The following is a 23666-nucleotide window of genomic DNA, read 5'->3' on the forward strand; positions in this document are numbered from 1 at the left end:
AAGTAAGGTGTCACTTTATGTTGAAAAAGTATATTAAAAATTTAGGGGAAATTGCCGAAAAATGTCTATCAAAAAATCTTTGCATGAATGCACGGATTGTCTACAATAAGTATAAGTTTCTGAATATTTATAAAATTTAGTCTTTAGGTATGCAAGGGGGAATTGCATTTCAAGTAAGAGAGGGGATCGGTTAATGAAACGAGATGATACGTCAGCACGTAAGTTGCAAAATGAGGTGAATTATACAGAGGTCGTTCAGTCGGAAGAATTTCAATTGTTATTAAATACGAAAAAGAAGTTTATCATTCCAATGAGTATTTTCTTTTTTAGTTTTTTTATCGCATTACCTATTTTAACATCGTATTCAAAGGTGCTCAATACACCTGCATTTGGTGACGTTACATGGGCGTGGGTATTTGCTTTTTCCCAATTTATCATGACATGGGCACTATGTATGATTTATAGCAAAAAAGCAGAATCATTTGATGAAATCTCCCGAAAAATTCTGCAAGATATGCAAAAAGGGAGGGGCTGAACTTGAATACTACTGCGTTTGCACTATTTTTAATTATTGTTCTTGGTACGCTTGTCATAACCTATTTTGCATCGAAAAAAACGAAAAATGCGAGTGAATTTTATACGGCTGGAGGGGGATTAACTGGTTGGCAAAATGGTCTGGCCATTGCTGGAGATTATATGTCTGCTGCTTCATTTCTTGGTATAGCCGGAGCAATCGCATTAACTGGGTTTGATGGATTCTTTTATAGTATCGGTTTTTTAGTTGCTTATTTAGTTGTACTATATCTTGTTGCAGAACCGCTTAGAAATTTAGGAAAGTACACTTTGGCGGATATGATTGCAGCACGCTTTGATGCGAAAAAAGTTCGCGGAGTCGCAGCTCTTAATACGATGACGATTTCTATCTTTTATATGATTGCACAATTAGTTGGCGCGGGTGCACTTATTAAATTATTATTAGGAATTGAATATACGACATCTGTATTAATCGTTGGAACACTTATGACGGTGTATGTTATTTTTGGTGGTATGACAGCAACGAGCTGGGTACAAATTGTAAAGGCTGTATTACTTATGGCTGGTACGTTTATTATTTCTGTTATCGTTTTCGCAAAATTCAACTTCAGCGTGACTGAAATGTTCGCTCAAATGAAAACAGCTACACCATTAAAAGATTCATTTTTAAATCCAGGTGTAAAGTATAAGGATGGTCTTGATACACTTTCTTTAAATTTAGGACTAGTACTTGGTACAGCTGGATTACCACATATACTTGTCCGCTTTTTTACAGTACGTGATGCAAAAACTGCACGTCAATCTGTCGTATATGCGACGTGGTTAATTGGTGCATTTTATATTATGACGATTTTCTTAGGATTTGGTGCGGCGGCTTTTGTAGGAAATGAAGCGATTATTAAAGCGAACCCAGCTGGTAATATGGCGGCACCTTTATTAGCAAAAGCGTTAGGTGGAGATTTCTTATTTGCTTTCGTATCAGCAATTGCTTTTGCAACAATTTTGGCTGTAGTGGCAGGTCTCGTATTAACGGCAGCATCAGCATTCGCTCATGATTTTTATAATGAGATCATTCGCAAAGGGAAATCAACAGAAAAAGAGCAAGTATCTATGGCTCGGTATGCATCTATTGGCGTAGCGATACTATCTATCATACTTGCATTATTTGCCCAAACATTAAACGTAGCATTTTTAGTATCATTAGCATTTGCAGTTGCAGCGAGTGCAAATCTACCAGTGATTTTATTTACAATATATTGGAAGCGTTTTAATACAACGGGTGCTATTTCCGGTATGATTGTAGGGCTCGTATCAGCAATTGTTCTCGTAGCGTTGAGTCCGAATGTTTGGAACCCTGTAGCTGGAAAAGCTATTTTTGTTGGGGAAGCGATATTCCCATATACGACACCAGGAATTATTTCAATTCCGCTCGGATTTCTTGCAGCATATTTAGGAACTGTTTTATCTAGTAAGAAAGAAGATGCAGCGAAATTTGATGAAATTCTTGTGAAATCTAATACTGGTCACGGTATTAGTGATGCGTCTTCACATTAAATAAAAGAGGAGCTTTTCGATAGATAAGAAAAGCTCTTTTTTCTTTTGTCATTTTCTTGTAAATATTACTGATTTGTAAGTAGGATTTGTCTTAATTTTGTGGAATGAAAATAGCAGGGAGAAATTTAAGTCATCATGGCACCAGCGCAGCTTTTGTGAAAAATAAGTTGTTATGGAAGGTGGAAGTAATGATGAAAACGAAGCAAACTGATGAATTATTAGCAAAAGATGAGCAATATGTTTGGCACGGAATGCGTCCCTTTAGTCCAAATAGTACAATGGTAGGGGCAAAAGCTGAAGGGTGCTGGGTTGAAGATATACAAGGAAAAAGATATTTAGATGGTATGAGTGGTCTTTGGTGTGTGAATAGTGGATATGGAAGAAAGGAGCTCGCAGAAGCGGCTTATAAGCAATTACAAACATTATCATACTTTCCGATGTCACAATCTCATGAACCAGCTATAAAGCTTGCTGAAAAGTTAAATGAGTGGCTTGGGGGAGAGTATGTTATTTTCTTCTCAAATAGTGGTTCAGAAGCGAACGAAACAGCTTTTAAAATAGCAAGGCAATACTATGCGCAAAAAGGTGAACCACATCGTTATAAATTTATGTCACGTTATCGTGGGTATCACGGGAATACAATGGCGACAATGGCAGCGACGGGACAAGCGCAGCGTAGATATCAATATGAGCCGTTTGCTTCAGGCTTTTTACACGTAACACCACCGGATTGTTACCGTATGCCTGGGATTGAAGGGCAGCATATTTATGATGTAGAATGTGTGAAAGAAGTCGATCGTGTTATGACGTGGGAATTAAGTGAAACAATTGCCGCTTTTATTATGGAACCAATTATTACAGGTGGGGGCATTTTAATGCCACCACAAGACTATATGAAAGCTGTTCATGAGACGTGTCAAAAACACGGTGCCTTGCTTATTAGTGATGAAGTGATTTGCGGCTTCGGTCGTACAGGAAAAGCATTTGGATTTATGAATTATGATGTGAAGCCAGATATTATTACGATGGCAAAAGGCATTACGAGCGCATATTTACCATTATCTGCAACAGCTGTGAAAAAAGAAATATATGAAGCATTTAAAGGGAAGGGAGAGTATGAATTCTTCCGACATATTAATACATTTGGTGGAAATCCAGCAGCTTGTGCATTAGCACTTAAAAACTTAGAGATTATGGAAAATGAAAATTTAATCGAGCGATCTGCGCAAATGGGTTCCCTTTTATTAGAGCAACTAAAAGATGAAATTGGAGAACATCCGCTTGTTGGGAATATTAGAGGAAAAGGTCTATTAGTTGGAATCGAACTAGTAAATGATAAAGAGACGAAAGAGCCAATTGATAACGACAAAATTGCAAGTGTCGTAAATGCTTGTAAAGAAAAGGGCTTAATTATAGGACGCAACGGTATGACAACAGCAGGATATAATAACGTCTTAACATTAGCACCGCCGCTTATTATTTCAAGTGAAGAAATTGCCTTTGTTGTTGGAACGTTGAAGACGGCGATGGAACGTATTTAATAAATAGAGAGAGGAGCGAGCTGTAATATAAGGCTCGCTTTTGTTTAGTAGGAGGGGACTTTTAATGGAGAAATATGATCCGAACAAACATTATCACATCGGATATTATGAAGATGGATATGATTTAGAAGTGACGGCGTACAAAAGAATAAATGAACCAGTTTGGGATGCTTATCTTCCGCACTATGAGGTAGACGGTTTTTATAAGAAAGTGGAGGAAATGAAACTAGGCGAATATATAGATGATTATGGCATTAAGGTGTATTCATTTAGTAATGATATCGATGATGAAGAAGCACGAATTATTTTTGAAAAATGGTTAAAAAAGAACGAGATTGTTTAAGGGTAAAACAAAAAGGAGATTGCTATTTTATAAGATAGCAATCTCCTTTTATTATAGTAAACTTATTTACTTGCTTTCATTCATTGCTTTATCTTTAGCACCAAAAGTGTATTTTAACATTGGTGGTGTAATCATTGTAGTTAAAATAACGACAATAACGATTGCTGTAAAGTAATCTTGTGCTAATAGACCTGAAGAGAGTCCTGTTCCTGCGATGATAAGTGCAACTTCACCACGAGAAACCATACCAGAACCGATAATTGCAGAAGACTTTGCATCAAATCCAGTCATGCGTGCACCAACACCACAACCAATTAGTTTTGTTAATACAGCGATTACTGTTAATGCTAGGATGAACCAAATTTGATTGCCAATACCGTCAAATGTAATATTCATACCGATACTAACGAAGAATACTGGAACGAACATAGCGTAAGCAATTGGTTCTACTTTCTTTTCTACTTCATGTTTGTAGTTTGTTTGAGAAATTGCAATACCAGCAGCGAAAGCACCGATAATACCAGCAATTCCTAATAATTCGCCGAAATATGCGAATGAGAAACAGATGATAAGAGCTGCGCTCACGATAGACTCAGATACGCGTAGTGGTGATAACCAGCGCATAATCACTGGTACACCTTTCCATCCGATTAAAATAATAGAAGCGAAGAATACTACTTTCTTCAAGATAATCATTGTTAAGTTAACATCATCTGTGCCTAAGAAGCTCATTGCGAATGCTAATAAAATAACAACAAGAATATCATCAAATACAGCGGCTCCAAGCATCGTCGTACTTTCACGTGTTTTCATTTTACCTAAATCACGAAGTGTTTGAACGGAAATACTAACACTTGTCGCGCACAGAAGTAACCCTAAGAATACAGCGTTTCCTTGTTCCATTCCCATAACAAGACCGGAAACGTAACCACCTATGAATGGAAGAATGATACCCCCGAGTGCAACTGCTAAAGAAGAATTGCGATTTGCGTTTAATTCATCTAAGTCTGTTTCAAGTCCTGCCATAAACATTAAAAGAATAACACCGACATTACTTAATTGAGTTAGAAGCTCTGAATTTTCAATCCAACCTAATATAGCTGGGCCGATAACGATACCGACAATTAATTTACCTAGCACAGAAGGTTGACCTAATCTAACACTAAGATCACCAGCAAGCTTTGTACTTAATAAAATAAGTGCAATTTGAAAGAAAAATTCGAATTCCATCTGATCCTCTCCTCGTCATTTTTAATTTTATCATACGATTTCTCGGAATTTGCCTAATGAAAATATGTAAAACTCATTAAACAAAAGGGTCTGATTACAAGTTCTTTTGAACTCGTAATTTGAACCTGTAATTAATATATAATAGATTTTATAAAAAATCAATGAAAAAATGGGAGCTTTTTGGGGAAGAAGCTGTCTTATTGAGATATAGGTGTAAGAGTAGCGTGTGAATTTTATATGTATAAAATAGTATGAAGTCCTTTTTCATTACAAATAATAAAGCCTAAATGCTATTTCACGAATTATAAATGTGAAAAGGAGGTTTTATCATTTGAATTCATTAAAAAATAACTTGTCTATTGTTGCTTTAGGTGGAGTAAATGAAATAGGAAAAAATATGTATGCTATCCAATATGAAAATGATATTGTCGTCATTGATTGTGGGTCTAAATTTCCAGATGAAAGTTTATTAGGGATTGATTTAATAATTCCAGACGTCACATATTTACAAGAAAATAAAGAAAAAATTCGCGGTTTAGTAGTAACGCACGGGCATGAGGACCATATTGGCGGAATACCATATTTTTTAAAACAACTAAATGTACCAATCTATGCAACAAAGTTAACGTTAGGTTTAATTGAAATTAAATTAAAGGAACACAATCTTCAAAATGATACGGAATTAATCGTTATTCATTCAGAATCAGAAATTGATTGTGGTTCTATTAAGGCAACCTTTTTTAAAACGAACCACAGTATTCCGGATTGTCTCGGTATTGTTTTTCATACACCAGAAGGTACTGTAGTACATACAGGTGATTTTAAATTTGATTTAACACCAGTAAATAATCAACATCCTGATATTCATAAAATGGCTAAAATAGGAAGTGAAGGTGTACTAGCTTTATTATCTGAAAGCACAAATGCAGAACGCCCAGGTTTTACTCCATCAGAAAGGTCAGTAGGAGAACGGATAGAGGAAATATTTATGAAAGCAAATAGAAAAGTAATTATTTCTACGTTTGCTTCTAATGTGAATCGTGTTCAGCAAATAGTTGAAGCATGTATAAAAACAAATCGAAAATTGGCTTTGCTCGGGAGAAGTATGGTAAATGTAGTAGAAGTTGCTCTAGAGAAAGGATATTTACATATTCCAGACGGCATGTTAATTGAAGCGAGTGAGGTAAATCGTTTAGATCCAAAGCAGGTAGCGATACTTTGTACAGGAAGTCAAGGAGAACCGATGGCAGCTTTAGCGCGTTTAGCGAGTGGAAACTATAGACAAGTGGATATTTTACCAGAAGATACGGTTATTATAGCCGCGACCCCTATCCCAGGAAATGAACGTAACGTTTCTCGAATTATCGATAATTTATTTGCATTAGGAGCAAAGGTGATTTACGGATCAGGTAGTTCTACTGGAGTGCATGTATCCGGTCATGCATATCAAGAAGAGTTGAAGTTAATGCTTACATTAATGAAGCCAAAATATTTTATTCCAATTCATGGAGAGTTTAGAATGCTACATCACCATAGTTTGTTAGCAGAATCAATTGGTATTGAAAAGGAAAATATCTTTATCGTACGTAATGGAGATGTTGTAGATATAAGTAATGAAGTGGCAATTCAATCTAGAAGAATACAGGCAGGAAATATATATGTAGATGGATTAGGAATTGGAGATGTTGGAAATGCATTATTACGTGATCGTAAACAACTTTCAGAAGATGGAATGCTCGTTATAGTTATTACTTTTAATAAAGTGGATGGAGAAATAATTTCAGGTCCTGATATTATTTCTCGTGGATTTGTCTATGTTCGTGATTCAGAAGAATTTTTAAGAGAATTAAATAAATTAGCTGTTATTACAATTAATAATTTAAAGAAAGAGAATGTGAATAGCTGGGGTATTTTGAAAAGGGAGGTAAGAGAAGCGTTAGGGAAGTATATATATACAAATACAAAACGAAAGCCGATGATTCTTCCTATAATAATAGAGGTTTAATAGTAAAAAAAGAATTCTCGTATGGGAATTCTTTTTTGTTTTGAAGACAAAATGAACATATAATGAAATAAATAGAAATGGAAGGAAATAAAAGATGTTATTAAATAAACGTTTTACAATTGGAGAAATGGCAAAAATGCATAATATCGCAGAATCTACATTAAGGTATTATGATGAAAAAGGAATTTTTCATCCGTCCATTGTTGATCCTCAAACGAATTATCGTTATTATACAATCGATCAATTTTCACTATTAGATACGATTAAGTTTTTACGCCAATTAAACATTCCATTAAAGGAAATTAAAAAATATATTGATGAAAGAAATCCAGCATACGCACTCAATTTACTGGAAAAACAACAAGAAATGATGTTGAAAAAACAAAGAGAAATTGAGTATGCTTTGGCGAAAATGGAGCATAGAATTCATTTAATTAAGGAAGCAACAAAAGCAAAAGCTGAACAAATGGTAATTAAAGAGATCCCGCAGCGGAAAATTACAGCAATTGCGGTTGCCCCGAATACGACGGATGATATGTTTGAGTACTACATCCATTCGTTGCAAAAAAATATGAGGCAAATGGATGATAGTTTATTTTCTGGAGATATTGGTGTAACTGTTGCGAAAAAAGGATTAATGCAAAATGAGTTTCAAGCATATAGCAGTGTATTTATTCTTTTGGATTATATGCCGTATGAAGTGCATACTTCAGATGAAATTAAAGAAGGTTTATATGCTTGTTCTTATCATCATGGACCATATGAAGAAACAGATGCAACGTACAAGGAGTTACTTACATACATTGATAAAGAAGGTTACGAAGTACATGGAGATTCGATTGAGATTGGATTGATTGATTGGTCTGTAACAGAAGATCCTGAGGAGCAAGTAACAGAAATTCAAATTCCTATAATGAAAAAATAAAGCAATAAGTTGTAAGACTCGTATAATTACAAATGAGGATCAAACACGATAATTAAGTTACTTATTTTTTAATTCTCTATTGACCTTCAAGTTACTTGAAGGTTTAAACTAAGAAAAGAGAGTTGAAAAAAAGGAGCATATTAGAGTATGGAAGCAACAGAAAAGTTAAGAGAAAAACCGATAAAAAGCTTATTTATTTCATATTTAATACCAGCCGTCCTCGGAATGGTATTAATGTCAGTGAATATTGTAATTGATGCGGTTATGATTAGTAGAGGAGTTGGGGCGAACGGTTTAGCAGGAGTGAACGTGGCTATTCCAGCCTTTTCGATTTTCTTCTCTATTTCATTATGGATTGGAATGGGCGGGGCAACGTTATATTCCATTGCATTAGGTGAAAATAAACGAGAGAGAGCAAGGTCTATTTTTACTCAATCAATGACGGTAGCAGTTGTTATCGTAGGTGTTTTAGCAGCTATTTGTTTATGGAGAATAGAAGATTTAGCATACTTATTTGGTGCAAATGAAGTGATTTTACCGTATGCATTAGACTATTTACACGTATTATTAACATTTGGAATGATATACGTTTTAGAAAATATTTTAAGTACATTTATTCGAAATGATGGAAATCCTAATTTAGCGATGGCAGGTCTTGTTGTAACGGCTGTATTAAATATCGTGTTTGACTACATCTTTATTTTTATTTTTGGATGGGGCGTAACAGGTGCTGCTTCAGCGACTATTCTTTCGGCAGCGATTGGTTTCCTTGTATTATTAACTCATTTCTTTAGAAAAAGTAGTATCTTAAAGTGGACGAAATTCCATTTTGAATGGGATACTGTCAAACAAATTATGGTGATTGGTTTCCCAAGTTTTACAGCAGAAAGTACGGTTGCAATCGTAACGATTGGTTTTAATATCGCATTCGTCCAATATGCAGGAGAAGTAGGAGTAGCTTCCTATGCGATGGTGAATAGTATTCATGCAATGACATTACTACTATTCTTCGGTGTAGGTGCTGCATTGCAACCAATTGCTAGTTTCCATTATGGTGCAAACTTATCAGAAAGATTGCGTGAAGGATTGAAGTTTGCTGTGAAAATTGCAGTTGTCCTCGGAGGCGTTGCGATAATTGTCGGATTATTCTTCGGGAAATATATCATTGGTTTATTTGATGTTCAATCTCCAGAATTATTGGAGTTAACCTTAACAGGTATTAGTTTATTCTTTATCCAATACGTATTTTTAGGTTATAACATTGTGTATGGAGAGTACTTCCAATCAGTGCGACAAACGAAGAAATCAGTACTTATTATAATGAGCCGAGGATTACTATTTATTCTTCCATTGTTATGGATTATGCCAAAATTATTTGGGATAAACGGAATTTGGCTCGTTATGCCAGTTGCGGAAGTAATGACAGCGATTATCGTATTTACGATGAATCGTATAAAACATCCTGTTCCATTAAATATGGCAGGAGAGAAAGAAGCGATATGATGAAGAAAATCCCCTTAAGCAATTAAGGGGATTTTTTATTCCTTTAAACTAATCGCAAAAGATCCATCCGTTTCTTGAACAGAAGCAAAGGCAACGTTTTTAATATTTGTAATTCCTTTTTCTTTTAATTCTTTATATAACCATTTTTCATTTTTATGTATTAACTTTAAGTTATCATATTGAATTTGTGAATCGACGATAAGGGCAATTGGTAACCCAGCATACTTAACATCTATGTTTAAATCTTTTGGAGTTAATGGTACAAGTTCTCTTTTTGGTAAAATACTAATAGCGCCGTTCGCTTCTAAAATAGCGTATTCAATTTCATGAACACTTGGATAACCTGCAACGCGAAGATTAGAAAGGAGTTCTGCAATGGGGTATCTACTTTTTTGTAAGTTCTCAAAAATAATATCACCATGTTTAATTAAAATGATAGGGTGTCCGAGAATAAAGCGATTTAGTTTGTTAAATAGGCTTAATTTTGTAAGGAGTAAATGTAAACATGTGATAACAACCATACCGAGAAATGCTTGTAAAGCACCAGAGACGGGTATGGCCTGGAAAGCTAAATAAGATAAAAAAATTATAGCCCCAAAATCATGAGGAGTTAGTTGTGCTAACGCGGATTTACCGAGTAACTTAAGCGATAGTAAAAATAAGATAAAAAAGAACGACACGTTACATAAAAAGAGAAGCAATAGAGACACTCCTTCGTGTAAAGTTGTACTTACTATTCCCGAAAGTAATATAAATATTACCTTTCAGAGGATAAATTAGGGTTTATTGAAATCTGTCTGTATACAAACAAATAAATGGATATTATCATGAAGGAAGTAAAAGAAAATAGGAGTATATGAATATGAGAAAGAAGAAAATAATGAAGTGCATTTTAGTTGTCATAATGATTTGCGCCGTGTATATGGGTTTTTTACAATATCACATTTATAAGCATGGGCATATGAATGCAACCTACGATGCTGACTACATAATTGTACTAGGATCGAAAGTAAATGGGACGAAACCATCTTATTCATTGCAATATCGTATTGATAAAGCAGCTGAATATTTAAAATCACATGAGAAAACAATTGCTATTGTATCTGGCGGACAAGGAAAAGGTGAAGACATTTCAGAAGCATTAGCAATGAAACAAGGATTAATAAAACAAAACATCGCAGAAGACCGTATTATAATGGAGGACAAATCTACGAGCACAGATGAGAACATTACATTCTCAAAACCGTTAATACCAGCCGATATGAAAAAAGGTATGATCGTAACAAACGATTTTCATATGTTTAGAGCGAAAAAAATAGCGGCCAAACAAGGTTTACAATTAGAAGGTCTTCCGGCAAAAACACCGAAACCAATCATCATTCCATCGAATGTACGAGAATATTTAGCAATTACACAATATTGGTTTATGAATCGAATATAGAGAAAATCTTACAAATATGTCACGTTCGTGAAAGGTAAAGCGATAGTTTCTGGAATGGTTTCCTGACATAATGAAGGTAACAAAAACTATTTAGAGGTGAATCGGATGAAAGGAAATAATATTTTATCTTCGTTATGTTACTTTAGTATATTTTTTGCACCATTTTTACTACCAATTATCGTGTACTTTGTTGCAGAAGATGAAGTGAAGTATCACGCGAAAAAAGCATTTTGGTCACATGTTTTCCCATACGCAATCTTATTTGGAGGACTAGCAGTATCAGGAATGTACGGTTTAGGTTTCGATCAATCTGACGGTGCTGGAATTGGAATGATTATCACATATGCAGTGTTCATTCTTGTAGGAATTTATTACTTTATTTGGAATATCGTCAGAGGTATTAAAGTTTTGAAAACGGCGTAATAAGATAAGTATAATTTCATTTACCGTATTGATAAACGTTTTAAAAAAGAGCAATTCTTTTTGAACTGCACCCCAATTGTTAGACACAGTCTAACAATTGGAGGTGCAGTTTTTCTATGGCTAAATTTACAGCTGATGAAAAAATACAAATCGTTCTACGTTATTTGAACGGAAATGAAAGTTATCGAGAAATGGGTAGATCGCTCGGTATAAGTGACACAATCATTTTGAATTGGGTAAACCAATATAAACAGAATGGTCTGGAAGCTTTTCTAAAACGATGTACAAATTACACACAACAATTTAAACTAGACGTACTAAACTTTATGATTGAAAACGGTATGTCCTTATTTGAGACGGCAGCTATCTTTAATATTCCTGCCCCTTCAACGATTTCTGTTTGGAAAAAACAGCTCGAAACACAAGGAATTGATGCCCTTCAATCTAAGAAAAAGGGGCGTCCATCCATGAAAAAAGATTCAAATAAACAATTAAAACAACATTTAGCTGAAGGGTCAGTCGAAGCACTTGAAGCACGCATTAAACAGCTTGAGATGGAAAATGAGTACTTAAAAAAGTTAAATGCCTTAGTTCAAAACAAGGAAAAATCACAAAACAAGACAAAGCGCAAGTAGTCTATGAATTAAGGCATAAATATTCGGTGAAGGCACTCGTGGAGCTAGCTACTATTCCTCGAAGCACGTATTATGATTTAGTAAAGAAAATGAATCGTCCAGATGTAGATGCCGATTTGAAAGCTGAGATTAAAGCGATTTATGAGGAAAATGAAGGTCGTTATGGTTACCGTCGCATTCGTGATGAATTAACGAATCGTGGCCAGAAAGTGAACCACAAGAAGGTTCAGCGCATTATGAAAGAGCTTGGGTTAAAGTGTGTTGTGCGTATGAAGAAATATAAATCCTATAAAGGAAAAGTCGGTAGAATTGCACCTAATATTTTAGAGCGTAATTTTCATACAGATGCACCGAATCAAAAGTGGGTAACAGACATCACAGAGTTTAAATTGTTTGGAGAAAAACTGTATGTATCACCTGTATTAGATTTGTATAATGGTGAAATTATTACCTATACAATTGGTTCTAGACCGACGTATTCGCTTGTTTCAGACATGTTAGAGAAAGCATTGGAACGTTTACCTGAAACGCACCAGCTACTGATGCATTCGGATCAAGGATGGCATTATCAAATGAGACAATACGTCCGTACACTAGAATCAAGAGCTATCGTCCAGAGTATGTCTCGAAAAGGCAACTGTTACGACAACGCAGTAATAGAAAATTTCTTTGGGATTATGAAATCGGAGTTCCTCTACATAAAAGAATTTGAAAATGTAGAGCACTTTAAAATAGAATTAGAAAAATATATAGATTATTATAATACGAAACGGATTAAGGCAAAATTAAAAATGAGCCCGGTACAATACCGGACTCACTTTTATCAAGCTGCCTAATCAAATAACCGTGTCTAACTTTTAGGGGTCACTTCATTTTGAATTGCTCTTTTTGTGCTTATAAGTTGTGAATATTGAAAAAGGTATGTTAATTTTTCATTATGAAGAGAAAAAAGGAGTGATTTTCATGAATGAGATGATACATAAGATGGAGCAACATGTTTCAGTTCGTAAATATAAAGAAGAATCCATTCCGAAAGATGTAGTAGAAAAGATGGTGCACGCTGCACAACATGCAGCTTCATCACATTTTGTACAGGCGTATTCTGTTATATATGTAACAGATCAGGAATTAAAAGCTAAACTAGCAGAGCTATCCGGAAATCGCCATGTGAAAGACTGTGCAGCATTTTTTATTTGTTGTGCAGATTTAAAACGACTTGAAATTGCATGTGAAAAACATGGTACAGAGATAAAGCATGAGGGAGTAGAAGACTTTATCGTTGCGACGGTAGATGCATCACTTTTTGCGCAAAACTTAGCACTAGCGGCAGAGTCATTAGGCTACGGTATTTGTTATATTGGTGGTATTCGTAATAATCCGAGAGAAGTGAGCGAATTGCTTCATTTACCGGATAAAGTATATCCTGTATTCGGAATGACAGTCGGTGTACCAGATGAAGAACATGGAGTTAAACCACGTTTACCAGTAGCAGCAGTTCTTCATGAAAATGGATATAATGAACAGAAATATGATGAATTACTAAATGAATATGATGAAACGATGAGCGCGTATTACAAAGAAAGATCATCAAATCAAAAAAACGTAACGTGGACGGAATCAATGAGTTCATTTATGTCCAAAGAAAAAAGAATGCATATGAAAGAGTTTTTAAGTGAAAAAGGTTTAAATAAGAAGTGAGTAAAGAGGCAAACCTGTGATGTGGGTTTGCCTTTTTTGGAAGGAGAAATACCTAAGGCCAGAAAGTTCTTTATTCTTTCTGAACTTAGGTATTTTGTTTGTTATCATATACATAGAAATAAAAATTAATAATTTTTTATAAAAGTGATAGAAAAAGAGAATGAAATGCCAATAGTAAGTAAAAGCAGCTGCTAAAGGGGAACTGAGGAAGGAAGATGCTTATGATTTTCAATTCTGAAGAGGATTTAATTATAGCTATGAAAAAACATGATCAAGATGCTTTGAAAGAAGTGATTGATCAATATGGAAAATTAATTTTGTACATTATTCATAAATCATTAAGTACCCCTATTGAAAAACAATATGTGGATGATTGTTATAACGATGTATTTACTGTCATTTGGTTTAATATCGACCAATTTGATAATGTAAAAAGCGGCATAATAGCCGCTTTTTACATTATCACGTTTAAAAATATATCATGATATTTCATTCGAAACCTAATTCTTAATGCATAACCTAAAGCAACTTCTATAATAAATGCAAACTTTCAATAAGAAGATACATACCCGTACAACTTAAAAGGATATACGTAAATATTTTAAAAATCCGTTGATTAAGCCATTTGAAAATAATTTGACCTATAAACAAACCTAAAAATAAAATTGGGATGGCATAAAAACTTGATTCCCAAATGGTTTTGTTTGTGCCAGTAAAGAGTATTTGAGTTACTAGACTAATGAAATATATAAACAGATAAAAAGCTAATGTAGTTGCTCTTAACTTCTCTTTTTCAGTATCAGTTCCTGTAAAATAAAGTAACAGGGGAGGACCTGGCATACCGATACTTGTCGTTAAAAGACCAGATAATCCACCAACTATGAAATCTCTAGATTGTGTTGATCTAACCTTAATTTTGCATATTAGCAACAATGTTAATAGTAAGAGTAGGATGCTAACTGCTAATTTAAAAGTGTTTATGTTAACGGAAATGAAGATTAAAATACCAAAAGGTACACCAACTATACTTCCCAAAATAAACCTTTTCAGTAGAACAAAATCAACGTCCATTCTTATTTTCCAAATGAGTGAAATGGAGATAATTAAAGATAAAATAATGTTTATTTGTATAGCTTCTTGTGGTAAAAATAACATAAGTAAGAAAGGGGTTGCCATTATGGAAAAGCCAAAACCTGTACTTGCTTGCAGAATAGAAGCCACTAATATAATACATATGAAAATGAATGTGATACCCAAAACAGCCCTCCTCTTTAATCAAGTTTAACTAGTTGAAGTCTCTTATTTAAGTGCAAACTTTCACAAACTTATTTATATTTTAACATAAATATCTAGTTTTTTCTCAAATAGTGTTGCCATATAAGGATCATTAACTAAAAAATTAGACTGACATTTTTAAGCAATTTTATTATTAGGAAACAAATAATGAATGGGATTAAAATCTATTGATTATCATTAGATTATTCACTGAGATCCCCGCGATAAACAAGAAAAGCCATATAAAATTTACAAAAATACAGCATGTAGCTAATAAACTGCCAATTATTTGAGGAGAAAGAATTTCTAACAGCCCTCCTGTAAAAAACATAGATAACTGAATAAGAGATCCGTAAACGGAATAATGGAATGAAAAAACTTTACCCATCATATTTTCGTGTGTGTAAGTTTGAAGTAATGTCGTATCAAGTGGAACGAGGATTCCTCCTGCTATGCGCATACAGAATAAAGTAACGATACCGATAATAAGTTGATCGGATAGAATGAATCCGAGAAAGAAAATTCCTTGTAATAATTAGGCTCAACCGAATACTTTTTTCATTTTTTCTTTATTATGAGACATATAAAGATTAACGAGAAGGCTTCCAATCATAAGCCCAATGCCTTGAACTGTATATAAAATTCCAATGTTAGTGTGGAAAATTCTCTCGGTATAGATCGTTAGGAGTAGCTGATAAGCGCCTCCAATAATGCCCCATGAAATGCCGACAAGAATTAATGTTAAAATAATTTTTGTTTGTAATATGTATGTATAACGATCTTTTATATCAGTGAAAAATGTTTCTTATTCCATATTAAACGATATTTTGTTAGTTGAAATCGCAAATAAGAGGGATATAAATTCATACGAAAGTATGAAAAAAACAGCTCAAATATGAGCTGTTTTTCTATAGTTTTTAGTTCATTTGTCAAGGATAGGATATATTAATATCCGTATCCGCCGCCACCCCAACAGCTACATCCGATGATGATTAGAAGGATGAATAGTACGATAAGCAAAGCAAATCCACCGCCGAAACCAGCGCAACTTCCACCATAACTCATATGTTTTCCTCCTTTTTAGTAAGTTAATCTATATGGTTCATGGACTACTATATACAGTATGTTTTTTGTATAGAAAACGAGCCAGTCTCATTTATAATTAGACAAATGCCTGTAGATTCATTAGGATTGTATGTTAGTGATTTGTAAATGAACCTTTACGTGATTCGTAATTTAGGCATAAAAAAATAAAAAATTGTAAAAAAAACCATTTTTTTATTTTTTTATGAGAGAATATGTACTATAATTTTACAAGTAATATTATGGGAAAAGGGAGTTTTAGTATAGAGATGGAGATGGGACAATTACAAAATAAAATAGAAAACAAAAAGAAAGAGTTAATTCAACTTGTTGCGAGACACGGATTGGATCATGATAAAGTTTTGTTATTTAGCCGAGATTTAGATATACTAATTAATAAGTTTATGAATGGAAAAGACAAAGTGCATAAATAAAAAATTTATAGTTTTTTATATTAAGATGTTTCACGAGAAGGAGAGGACAGTAATTGGAACATTTACAGGAAGAATTGTATAAACAAATAAAAGAAGAAAAAGGTACAGTTACAATTTTCTTAAAGAGTGGCGTTAGAATAGTAGGAGAAGTTGTTGGAGTAGATAAATTTACAGTTTTAATATTAGTGGATGGAAAACAACAGCTTATTTATAAGCAGGCTATATCAACAATAATGAAATAAGACACTCTTGTTGAGTGTCTTATTTCATTATTGCTTGCATGCCTCAACATCAATACCGGCAGCAATTAACTTCTTTTCTCCATCTTGTTCAATAATTTTTTGTAATTTAGATAGGAAAGAATCAAAGTTTGTATGCTTTGCTACTTGGAATGTCATTTTATGTTCAATTGGTAACCACGTATCAATATCAGCTTCGTTATGTTGGATTTTCACCTCAAGTTTATCGAGTGCATTAGCAACTTTTGCTTCGTACGTTTCTTTCGCTTCAAACTCCATCCATAAGTCATATAATTCCTCACCGAGAGAACTTGTTAATGTTTGTTTAATATTTAAAATAGCTTCTAGTTCATTTTTTTGTTTTTGTAGTTGTAATTCGTGACTATTCATCGTATCAAAAGCAGGGATATCACCAGCTTCGGCTTCGACTAGGTCGTGAATAATAACCATCTTAAGTAATTTCTCAATATTTACTTTTTGATCCAAATAAGGTTCAACTAAAATAGCCATTAGAGACATACGCCATGTATGTTCGGCAACACTTTCTTGACGTCCGTTAGAAAGCCAGCTATGTCGCATTTCATATTTTAGTTTTTCTGCTAATGCAATGACTTGTAAAATGTTGTGTTCCATCGTGATCCTCCTCATTTATCCATACTATAATTCTAATATAGAAATGAAATGTGTCAATTTCATGAGTATATTGCGATAAACAGATGATAAGCGTATAATACATGTTATATGTGAAAACGTATTATTAAAATAAAAAAATGTTATATAAAAATGGAAAGGAAAGGGCAGAAATATGGGAGAGAAAAATCAAGTATTAGCTAGACCACAAAGAAGAAAAAGGAAGTTTGATATTTCTAGCCCAGTGGGCATTATAGTAGGGTTCATTATAGTGATAGCAGCAATTATGCTTGGCGGCGGTGGAATAAAAGCTTTTAAAAACTTTTTAGATGTTTCATCTATTTTAATTGTCATAGGGGGAACAACAGCGACAATTGTTGTGGCATATCGATTTGGAGAAATAAAAAAATATACGAAAAGCATTTTTACTGTTTTACATAGAAGAGAAGAAGATTTAGAACAGTTAACGGATTTGTTTGTCGATTTTTCGAAAAAGTCTAAAAAGCACGGCTTGCTTTCTTTAGAGGTTGATGGAGAGCAAGTAGACAATCCTTTTATTCAAAAAGGAATTCGATTAATGTTAAGCGGTTACGATGAAGATGAATTAAAAGAAGTGTTACTGAAAGATATTGAAACGGAAGTGTATGAGTTAAGAAAAGGAGCAGCATTATTAGATAAAATTGGTGATTTTGCTCCAGCTTGGGGAATGATTGGTACGTTAATCGGTCTTATCATTATGCTCCAAAACTTACAAGATACATCGCAAATTGGTACGGGGATGGCAGTTGCGATGTTAACGACATTATATGGGTCCGTACTTGCGAATATGATTGCAATCCCTCTTGCGGAAAAAGTATATCGTGGTATTGAAGATTTATATACAGAGAAGAAGTTTGTAATAGAAGCAATTTCAGAATTGTATCGTGGACAAATCCCTTCTAAATTAAAGTTGAAACTGGATACATACGTATACGAAACAAAGGTAAAAAAGGTAAAAGGAGCAGCCTAATATTTCAAGGAGTGGTATGATGAGTAAAGGACCGCAAAAGGGATCGCCTCGTTGGATGACGACTTTTACAGATTTAACAATGTTATTATTAACTTTCTTTGTATTACTAGTTGCTACATCAAAGCAAGATGCAGTAAAATTGTCAAAGATGCTTGAAAAGTTTAGTGATACGGGGCAAGTAGATGCAAAAGTAATGGAAAATACAATACCGGATATTTCACATGAAAAAAATGATGAAAAGATGATCTCAAAAAAGAGAATGGATGAATTATATAAGAAGTTAAAAGCGTATGTAGATAATAACGGTATTAGTCAAGTGAATGTATATCGAGAGGATACAGGGGTAAGCGTCGTTATAGTAGATAATTTAATATTTGATACAGGCGATGCAAACGTTAAGCCCGAAGCGAAAGGGATAATAAGTCAATTAGTTGGATTTTTTCAATCCGTACCTAACCCAATTGTTGTAGAGGGACATACAGATAGTAGACCTATTCATAACGAGAAATTCCCTTCAAATTGGGAGTTATCTTCAGCACGAGCGGCAAATATGATTCACCATTTAATTGAAGTGTATAATGTGGATGATAAAAGGCTAGCTGCGGTAGGATATGCAGACACAAAGCCAATTGTACCAAATGATTCACCGCAAAACTGGGAAAAAAACCGTCGCGTTGTTATTTATATAAAAGAGTAGTATATTATTATTTTAATAATAAAATAATAAAAATACGAAAATTCTTTTAAAAAAATATTAAATTTTATCATTTTATTTTGTATAATGAGTGAGAATGATAAGGTGAAATATTAAGATATATTTATACATAGAAGGAGAGAATTAAAAAGAATGGCACATAAAATTTTAGTAGTAGACGATGCGATGTTTATGCGAACGATGATTAAAAACTTATTAAAAAGTAATGCTGAATTTGAAGTTATTGGCGAAGCAGAGAATGGGGTAGAAGCAATTCAAAAGTATAAAGAGCTTCAACCTGATATTGTAACATTAGATATTACTATGCCAGAAATGGATGGGCTTGAAGCATTAAAAGAAATTATTAAAATTGATTCAAGTGCAAAGGTTGTTATTTGTTCTGCAATGGGACAACAAGGTATGGTATTAGATGCAATTAAGGGCGGGGCAAAAGACTTTATTGTAAAGCCATTCCAAGCGGATCGTGTAATTGAAGCTTTAACAAAAGTAGCAAATAGTTAATATAGAAGGGGTGCCACAAGGAATCAAAACAGTGATAGCGGATCGACGTGTGGCCCCCTTTTTTCTCATTGTAAAACACTAAATTGTTATACATAAATGAAATGTTTGTTAGACAGGTAGGGGATAAAAATGCAAACAGATCTATTAAATATATTTTTTGAAGAGTCAGAAGAACATTTACAGTCGCTAAATGAAAATGTGCTAGTGTTAGAACAAAATCCTGCTGATATGGATGTTGTAGGAGAAATATTCCGATCCGCTCATACATTCAAAGGTATGTCTGCGAGCATGGAATTTACGGAAATGGCTGATTTAACGCATAAGATGGAAAATGTGTTAGATGAAATTCGTCATGGAAATATAGTTGTAAATGCGGATATTATTGATGTGATTTTTGAGTGCATTGATAATTTGGAGAAGATGGTTGCAGATGTGCAACAAGGTGGAATGGGCAATATTGATGTAGTCTCAACTAAACAGAAATTAGAAGCATTATTGAACGGCAATGTAGAAACTCCTACGGAACATATAGAGCAAAATCATATAGACAACGATGATGCAGTTTCGCATGCAGTGCATATAACAGTTGAACAGCAAGCAATTTTAAAAGCAGTACGTGCCATTATGTGTATTGAAGCATTACAAAATGTGGGGAATATACAAAAAACAGCTCCGAGTATTGAAGAAATTGAAGCAGATGCTTTCGGATTTGAATTTACAGTATTTATGGATACGGATTGTAGTATAGAAGAATTGAAACAAGTAGTACTTCATGTTTCTGAAATTGAGAAAGTGGAAGTAAAGCAAGGAGAACCTATATCGAGGGAAGTAGCTTCTAAAAAAGTCGTTACACAAGAAGTTGTGCAAGTAGAAGAAACGCTACAACCAGCTGTGGCTACGCAGGTAGAATCACCGATAGTGGCAACGAATCAGCCAGCTAAAAGTACTACAAAAACGAAAAATGCTAAAGTGGAGAATCGTTCAATTCGTGTTCAATTAGAGAAAATTGAAAGATTAATGAATATGTTTGAAGAAAGTGTAATTGAACGTGGGCGCATTGATGAATTGGCTCAAACGATTCAAAACAAGGAACTAATTGAACATTTAAATCGATTAGGCGATATTTCAAAAGATATTCAAAATGTACTATTAAATATGCGTATGGTGCCAATTGAAACTGTGTTCAATCGTTTCCCGCGTATGGTACGTATGTTAGCGAAAGATTTAGGGAAAAAAATCGATTTACAAATTACAGGTGAAGATACTGAAGTAGATAAAATTGTTATTGATGAAATCGGTGATCCGCTCGTTCATTTAATTCGAAATGCAATCGATCACGGTGTTGAAACTGTTGAAAAACGACGTGATGCAGGTAAAAATGAGACAGGTACTATTAAATTAGAAGCTTTTCATAGTGGAAATCATGTCGTTATTCAAATTACGGATGATGGAAACGGTATTAATAAAGGGAAAGTATTAGAAAAAGCGATTAAAAATGGCGTTGTAACTGAAGCAGATGCGAATAGATTAACAGATCGTGAAGTGTTTGATCTTATTTTCCAACCAGGATTTAGTACAGCTGAAGTTGTATCAGATCTTTCTGGACGCGGTGTCGGATTAGATGTTGTAAAACATACGATTCATAGTTTAGGTGGACATTTAATTATTGATTCTGAGGAAGGAAAGGGAAGTACATTTAGAATTGAACTTCCGTTAACGTTGTCTATTATTCAATCTATGCTTATTCAAACGAATGATAAGCGTTATGCTTTACCTCTTGGAAATATCGTTGAAGCAATTCGAATTAAGAAAGAAGACATCCAATCCTTACAAGGAAAAGATGTGTTAAATTATCGTAATCAAATTATTGAAGTGAAACATTTAAGTACTGTATTTGGTGAAAAAACAGTAGATGAGGCGTTTGCGTCATATGATGGTCAAATGGTTCCTGTGTTAATTGTTCGTAATACACATCGCAGCTATGGACTTATTGTAAACACAATTATCGGTCAAAGAGAAATAGTCTTAAAGTCATTAGGTGACTTCTTTGCAGAGAGTTCTAATTATTTCTCTGGTGCGACGATTCTCGGTGATGGACGAGTGGTCCTCATTTTAAACCCAGAAGGTTTATAATAGGAATGAAGGAAAGCTCCCCACTTGTATACAATTGGGGAGCTTTTTGACTAATCGTTACTACTCTAATAATGGCAATAAATACATATTAACGTTTTATATAATAAGTTTGCTAAAATCAAATGAGAGTTTATATCATTTGATAGAAAAACAGAAATGAGGAGGCAGGGAAAATGCCTGAGCAACACACAAAAGGGGATACGAGCACGATTGTGCTAGAAAAAGAAAATGAGCATTTAACGCCTCAAGAATGCGATATTCTTGGCGAAATTGCAAATATATCATTTGGTTCAGCTTCGACTGTATTATCAACAATTTTAAATAGGCAAGTAAGCATTACTGCTCCTCGCATAGAGTTGGTAGATTTATATGATTCAAGAGATGTCGAAGTTCCACATGTTGTATTAAACATTCACTTTACAAAAGGATTAGATATGGAAAACCTTCTTGTCCTTAAGCAAGATGTTGCATTGTCTATTGCTGATTTAATGATGATGGGAACAGGCGAGGTGGAGGACGGAAAAGAACTTGGTGAATTAGAGCTAAGTGCTGTACAAGAAGCGATGAATCAAATGATGGGATTCGCAGCTACATCTATGTCGGAATTCTTCCAAGATACAGTAGATATGTCTCCGCCGACGATTAAAGTTGTAAAGTTATCAGAAGAAATGGAGAAAATCTCTGAAATCGATGGAAATCATACGATTGTTAAAGTGTCGTTTGATTTAAAGATAGATAATCTTGTAAACTCTAAACTTGTACAAATTGTTTCTGTTGAGCATGCGAAACAAATGGTAAATAAATTAATGCAATTATCTGGTGGAGTAGAAGAAAAAGACGAGACAGCAGAAGTAGTGGAAACTGAGATTGTAGAAGAAGTTGAAAAAGAGCATTTAACACAAGAAGAGAAAGATGTGCTTGGTGAAATTGCAAATATTTCAATTGGTTCCGCTTCAACAGTATTGTCAACGCTTTTAAATCAGCCAGTTACAATTAGTACACCAAATGTGGAAGCAATCAATGTTCGTCATTATGATGGAGTACCAGTGCCATTTGTTATTTTAAATGTTGACTTTGTTGAAGGGCTAAAGAATGAGAATGTATTCGTATTTACGAAAGATGTCGCCTTAACAATGGTAGATTTAATGATGATGGGAACAGGGGAAGTTGATCCGGAAAAAGAGTTGACTGAATTAGAACTGAGCGGTATTAAAGAAATTATGAACCAAATGATGGGGCACGCTGCTACGGCGATGTCAGAAATGTTCCAAGAAAAAATGGACATGACGCCGCCAAATGTTAAATTTGTAACGTTAAAAGAAGAAATGGAGTATTTGGGAGAGTCAATGGAAGTGGACGAACTCGTTCAAATTACGTTCAATCTTGAAATTGGCGATCTGCTTCAATCGAAAATGTATCAAATTTTGCCGATTTCTGAAGCGAAAGAAATGGTAAGGCGACTTCTGTATCCAATGGTGGAAGAAGAGATTGCAACAGAAGAAATTGAAGAAGAAAAAATTGTAGAACCAGTTGTGCAACCTATTGAATTTAAAGAAGTAAAACAAATGGAGCCAGTATATATGGACACGTCCATTCTACAAAATGTAGAAATGAACGTGAAATTTGTATTTGGAAGTACAGTGAAAACAATTCAAGATATATTATGTTTACAAGAAAATGAAGCAGTTGTACTAGATGAGGATATTGATGAACCGATTCGTATTTATGTAAATGATGTATTAGTGGCGTATGGTGAACTTGTAAATGTAGATGGATTTTTCGGAGTAAAAGTGACGAAATCACTATAAGGCATTG

24 protein-coding genes and 1 pseudogene are annotated in these 23666 nt (G+C 34.1%); 19 read left to right on the forward strand and 6 right to left on the reverse strand.

Going from position 1 to position 23666, the window contains the following annotated elements; genetic code table 11:
• Positions 1–193 precede the first annotated feature (193 nt).
• From NZ044_RS08305 to NZ044_RS08320, 4 genes are all read left to right on the forward strand, one after another.
• Entirely contained in the window at positions 194–535 is a 342-nt protein-coding gene (locus NZ044_RS08305) for a DUF485 domain-containing protein (protein WP_000817366.1), read from the forward strand.
• A 2-nt stretch (positions 536–537) separates the two neighbouring features.
• Positions 538–2088: a solute symporter family protein gene (locus NZ044_RS08310; RefSeq protein ID WP_001098235.1), complete on the forward strand. Its 1551-nt coding sequence runs from the start codon at positions 538–540 to the stop codon at positions 2086–2088.
• A gap of 191 nt (positions 2089–2279) precedes the next feature.
• Positions 2280–3629 carry an aspartate aminotransferase family protein gene (locus NZ044_RS08315; RefSeq protein ID WP_000850964.1) on the forward strand — a complete coding sequence of 450 codons (1350 nt, stop codon included), beginning with the start codon at positions 2280–2282 and terminating at the stop codon, positions 3627–3629.
• A 64-nt stretch (positions 3630–3693) separates the two neighbouring features.
• A complete protein-coding gene (locus tag NZ044_RS08320) occupies positions 3694–3972 on the forward strand; it encodes a DUF3986 family protein (RefSeq protein ID WP_000417071.1) in 279 nt (92 codons plus the stop codon).
• A gap of 66 nt (positions 3973–4038) precedes the next feature.
• Here NZ044_RS08320 and NZ044_RS08325 read toward each other — a convergent pair whose 3' ends face one another.
• Positions 4039–5202 carry a cation:proton antiporter gene (locus NZ044_RS08325; protein ID WP_340949666.1) on the reverse strand — a complete coding sequence of 388 codons (1164 nt, stop codon included), beginning with the start codon at positions 5200–5202 and terminating at the stop codon, positions 4039–4041.
• Positions 5203–5533: 331 nt separating this feature from the next.
• Between NZ044_RS08325 and NZ044_RS08330 the strand changes: the two genes are divergently transcribed.
• From NZ044_RS08330 to NZ044_RS08340, 3 genes are all read left to right on the forward strand, one after another.
• Entirely contained in the window at positions 5534–7207 is a 1674-nt protein-coding gene (locus NZ044_RS08330; RefSeq protein ID WP_001086700.1) for a ribonuclease J, read from the forward strand.
• A 94-nt stretch (positions 7208–7301) separates the two neighbouring features.
• Complete coding sequence (locus NZ044_RS08335) at positions 7302–8132, forward strand: MerR family transcriptional regulator (RefSeq protein WP_000925914.1); 831 nt, start codon at positions 7302–7304, stop codon at positions 8130–8132.
• 147 nt (positions 8133–8279) lie between these two features.
• On the forward strand, positions 8280–9635 hold the full coding sequence (locus tag NZ044_RS08340) for an MATE family efflux transporter (RefSeq protein WP_000388401.1): 1356 nt from the start codon (positions 8280–8282) through the stop codon (positions 9633–9635).
• Between the two features lie 35 nt (positions 9636–9670).
• Here the strand turns inward: NZ044_RS08340 and NZ044_RS08345 are convergent, their stop codons facing one another.
• The gene (locus NZ044_RS08345) at positions 9671–10336 is read right to left on the reverse strand and encodes a DUF421 domain-containing protein (protein WP_000923923.1); all 666 of its coding nucleotides are present in this window, start codon (positions 10334–10336) and stop codon (positions 9671–9673) included.
• A gap of 161 nt (positions 10337–10497) precedes the next feature.
• On the opposite strand from NZ044_RS08345, the gene NZ044_RS08350 reads away from it, so the two are divergent.
• From NZ044_RS08350 to NZ044_RS08370, 5 genes are all read left to right on the forward strand, one after another.
• Positions 10498–11076, forward strand: coding sequence for a YdcF family protein (locus NZ044_RS08350; RefSeq protein ID WP_001227671.1), 579 nt, complete (start codon positions 10498–10500; stop codon positions 11074–11076).
• 105 nt (positions 11077–11181) lie between these two features.
• Entirely contained in the window at positions 11182–11499 is a 318-nt protein-coding gene (locus NZ044_RS08355; protein ID WP_000678054.1) for a DUF4870 domain-containing protein, read from the forward strand.
• A gap of 116 nt (positions 11500–11615) precedes the next feature.
• A protein-coding gene (locus NZ044_RS08360; RefSeq protein WP_085959122.1) for an IS3 family transposase occupies positions 11616–12970 on the forward strand; the annotation gives its coding sequence in 2 pieces (ribosomal slippage) (positions 11616–12069 and positions 12069–12970; 1356 coding nt in all).
• Between the two features lie 127 nt (positions 12971–13097).
• Positions 13098–13832 carry an oxygen-insensitive NADPH nitroreductase gene (gene nfsA / locus NZ044_RS08365; RefSeq protein WP_001004528.1) on the forward strand — a complete coding sequence of 245 codons (735 nt, stop codon included), beginning with the start codon at positions 13098–13100 and terminating at the stop codon, positions 13830–13832.
• A 221-nt stretch (positions 13833–14053) separates the two neighbouring features.
• Entirely contained in the window at positions 14054–14317 is a 264-nt protein-coding gene (locus NZ044_RS08370) for a hypothetical protein (RefSeq protein ID WP_015945739.1), read from the forward strand.
• Between the two features lie 46 nt (positions 14318–14363).
• Here the strand turns inward: NZ044_RS08370 and NZ044_RS08375 are convergent, their stop codons facing one another.
• From NZ044_RS08375 to NZ044_RS08385, 3 genes and pseudogenes are all read right to left on the reverse strand, one after another.
• On the reverse strand, positions 14364–15089 hold the full coding sequence (locus NZ044_RS08375) for a sulfite exporter TauE/SafE family protein (RefSeq protein ID WP_000513086.1): 726 nt from the start codon (positions 15087–15089) through the stop codon (positions 14364–14366).
• A 196-nt stretch (positions 15090–15285) separates the two neighbouring features.
• A pseudogene (locus NZ044_RS08380) lies at positions 15286–15912 on the reverse strand (MFS transporter); the annotation flags it as partial.
• 140 nt (positions 15913–16052) lie between these two features.
• On the reverse strand, positions 16053–16172 hold the full coding sequence (locus tag NZ044_RS08385; protein ID WP_000120179.1) for a YjcZ family sporulation protein: 120 nt from the start codon (positions 16170–16172) through the stop codon (positions 16053–16055).
• A 233-nt stretch (positions 16173–16405) separates the two neighbouring features.
• On the opposite strand from NZ044_RS08385, the gene NZ044_RS08390 reads away from it, so the two are divergent.
• Entirely contained in the window at positions 16406–16624 is a 219-nt protein-coding gene (locus tag NZ044_RS08390; RefSeq protein ID WP_000291690.1) for an aspartyl-phosphate phosphatase Spo0E family protein, read from the forward strand.
• 53 nt (positions 16625–16677) lie between these two features.
• Entirely contained in the window at positions 16678–16866 is a 189-nt protein-coding gene (hfq, locus tag NZ044_RS08395) for an RNA chaperone Hfq (RefSeq protein WP_000400665.1), read from the forward strand.
• Between the two features lie 27 nt (positions 16867–16893).
• On the opposite strand, the gene NZ044_RS08400 is transcribed toward hfq, so the two are convergent.
• Positions 16894–17496, reverse strand: a complete 603-nt coding sequence (locus NZ044_RS08400) for an HD domain-containing protein (protein WP_000400770.1) — start codon at positions 17494–17496, stop codon at positions 16894–16896.
• 172 nt (positions 17497–17668) lie between these two features.
• Here NZ044_RS08400 and NZ044_RS08405 point away from each other — a divergent pair, with 172 nt between their 5' ends.
• The 5 genes from NZ044_RS08405 (at position 17669) to NZ044_RS08425 (ending at position 23659) form a co-directional block, all read left to right on the forward strand.
• Positions 17669–18502, forward strand: a complete 834-nt coding sequence (locus NZ044_RS08405) for a flagellar motor protein MotP (protein ID WP_000504191.1) — start codon at positions 17669–17671, stop codon at positions 18500–18502.
• A gap of 19 nt (positions 18503–18521) precedes the next feature.
• Positions 18522–19199 carry an OmpA family protein gene (locus NZ044_RS08410; RefSeq protein WP_000033627.1) on the forward strand — a complete coding sequence of 226 codons (678 nt, stop codon included), beginning with the start codon at positions 18522–18524 and terminating at the stop codon, positions 19197–19199.
• 150 nt (positions 19200–19349) lie between these two features.
• Entirely contained in the window at positions 19350–19718 is a 369-nt protein-coding gene (locus NZ044_RS08415; protein ID WP_000940568.1) for a response regulator, read from the forward strand.
• Positions 19719–19847: 129 nt separating this feature from the next.
• Positions 19848–21851: a chemotaxis protein CheA gene (locus NZ044_RS08420; RefSeq protein WP_044783888.1), complete on the forward strand. Its 2004-nt coding sequence runs from the start codon at positions 19848–19850 to the stop codon at positions 21849–21851.
• Between the two features lie 173 nt (positions 21852–22024).
• A complete protein-coding gene (locus NZ044_RS08425; protein ID WP_098506785.1) occupies positions 22025–23659 on the forward strand; it encodes a flagellar motor switch protein in 1635 nt (544 codons plus the stop codon).
• Positions 23660–23666 lie beyond the last annotated feature (7 nt).

The organism is Bacillus sp. FSL K6-1338, from assembly GCF_038006965.1.
GTDB classification, from domain to species: Bacteria; Bacillota; Bacilli; order Bacillales; family Bacillaceae_G; genus Bacillus_A; species Bacillus_A thuringiensis_S.

Excerpts from the sequence above, each read along its gene's own strand:
- NZ044_RS08305 (WP_000817366.1), top strand. The coding sequence starts at position 194 with ATGAAACGAGATGATACGTCAGCACGTAAGTTGCAAAATGAGGTGAAT.
- NZ044_RS08315 (WP_000850964.1), top strand. The coding sequence starts at position 2,280 with ATGAAAACGAAGCAAACTGATGAATTATTAGCAAAAGATGAGCAATAT.
- NZ044_RS08320 (WP_000417071.1), top strand. The coding sequence starts at position 3,694 with ATGGAGAAATATGATCCGAACAAACATTATCACATCGGATATTATGAA.
- NZ044_RS08325 (WP_340949666.1), bottom strand. The coding sequence starts at position 5,202 with ATGGAATTCGAATTTTTCTTTCAAATTGCACTTATTTTATTAAGTACA.
- NZ044_RS08335 (WP_000925914.1), top strand. The coding sequence starts at position 7,302 with ATGTTATTAAATAAACGTTTTACAATTGGAGAAATGGCAAAAATGCAT.
- NZ044_RS08340 (WP_000388401.1), top strand. The coding sequence starts at position 8,280 with ATGGAAGCAACAGAAAAGTTAAGAGAAAAACCGATAAAAAGCTTATTT.
- NZ044_RS08350 (WP_001227671.1), top strand. The coding sequence starts at position 10,498 with ATGAGAAAGAAGAAAATAATGAAGTGCATTTTAGTTGTCATAATGATT.
- NZ044_RS08355 (WP_000678054.1), top strand. The coding sequence starts at position 11,182 with ATGAAAGGAAATAATATTTTATCTTCGTTATGTTACTTTAGTATATTT.
- nfsA (WP_001004528.1), top strand. The coding sequence starts at position 13,098 with ATGAATGAGATGATACATAAGATGGAGCAACATGTTTCAGTTCGTAAA.
- NZ044_RS08370 (WP_015945739.1), top strand. The coding sequence starts at position 14,054 with ATGATTTTCAATTCTGAAGAGGATTTAATTATAGCTATGAAAAAACAT.
- NZ044_RS08385 (WP_000120179.1), bottom strand. The coding sequence starts at position 16,172 with ATGAGTTATGGTGGAAGTTGCGCTGGTTTCGGCGGTGGATTTGCTTTG.
- NZ044_RS08390 (WP_000291690.1), top strand. The coding sequence starts at position 16,406 with ATGTACTATAATTTTACAAGTAATATTATGGGAAAAGGGAGTTTTAGT.
- NZ044_RS08400 (WP_000400770.1), bottom strand. The coding sequence starts at position 17,496 with ATGGAACACAACATTTTACAAGTCATTGCATTAGCAGAAAAACTAAAA.
- NZ044_RS08405 (WP_000504191.1), top strand. The coding sequence starts at position 17,669 with ATGGGAGAGAAAAATCAAGTATTAGCTAGACCACAAAGAAGAAAAAGG.
- NZ044_RS08410 (WP_000033627.1), top strand. The coding sequence starts at position 18,522 with ATGAGTAAAGGACCGCAAAAGGGATCGCCTCGTTGGATGACGACTTTT.
- NZ044_RS08415 (WP_000940568.1), top strand. The coding sequence starts at position 19,350 with ATGGCACATAAAATTTTAGTAGTAGACGATGCGATGTTTATGCGAACG.
- NZ044_RS08420 (WP_044783888.1), top strand. The coding sequence starts at position 19,848 with ATGCAAACAGATCTATTAAATATATTTTTTGAAGAGTCAGAAGAACAT.
- NZ044_RS08425 (WP_098506785.1), top strand. The coding sequence starts at position 22,025 with ATGCCTGAGCAACACACAAAAGGGGATACGAGCACGATTGTGCTAGAA.